This window comes from Sunxiuqinia dokdonensis, from assembly GCF_001270965.1.
Taxonomy (GTDB): Bacteria; Bacteroidota; Bacteroidia; order Bacteroidales; family Prolixibacteraceae; genus Sunxiuqinia; species Sunxiuqinia dokdonensis.
Window position 1 is genome coordinate 1 of sequence record NZ_LGIA01000108.1, and the last position, 864, is coordinate 864.

At 39.9% G+C, this 864-nt stretch carries 1 protein-coding gene; it reads right to left on the bottom strand.

Annotated features, from left to right (window positions below; all coding sequences use genetic code 11):
* Positions 1-864: TolC family protein (locus NC99_RS07355; protein ID WP_053181627.1), on the bottom strand; the 864-nt coding region annotated here is incomplete at both ends.

An 864-nucleotide genomic window follows, 5' to 3' on the forward strand; every position in this document is an offset into this window, starting at 1 on the left:
TTTAATACCTCAAAGTTGGCAACAGTTTGTATCAACCGGGCTTTTGCCTCTACCCATTTGGCTTGTGAGCTTAATAACTCAGTTGTGGTATTCAAACCAACATCAAAACTGGCACGGGTTTCGTCCAAACTTTCCCTGGCTTCTTCCATATTTTTTTCAGCCAGACTGATTGATTCGTAAGCTTCCTCAACCTGTATTTTAACCTGCATCACTTCAAGGTTTATCAAATCACTTGTATTCTCCAAATCTGTTTCCGCCCGCTGTATTTTTAATTGTGCGGCACGCATTTTCTTTCTACCCTGTCCCCACTGAAAAACAGGGATTGACACCTGCGCTGCCAATATGGGCTGAAAATTACTGTCTTCGTACAAGTCTCTTACCCAAAAACTTGTGTATTGCGCACTTACTCCAACTGTTGGAAGATAATCGGCACGCGTAATTTTTGCGTCAAGTTCGTCGAGTTCTTTTTGTTTCTCCAGGATTTTCAATTCATTCCTTTTGTTGCTGGCCTGGGTTATTCCGTTTCCAAAATTTATCAGTTCGACATCCGCACCTACATTATGACTGACTTTGATATCGGTATCCAGTGGTTGTCCTAAAATCTGGTTCAAATACATTTTAGCTACTTTCAATCCGTTGTTAGCTTTCAACAAATTTAATTCAGCCTCATTTTTCTGAACCGTCACTTTTAGCTTTTCACTGGCAGGTTGTAACCCGACTTCATACATAGCGGACATTTGATCTTCCAATTCGGTTAACATCTTAATATATTCATCTGCGATCAAAATATTTTCTTCAACCGTTGCCACCTGCCAAAATGCTTTGTCTGTTTTTTCAATTATCTCCGAATATTTCAGGTTCAGG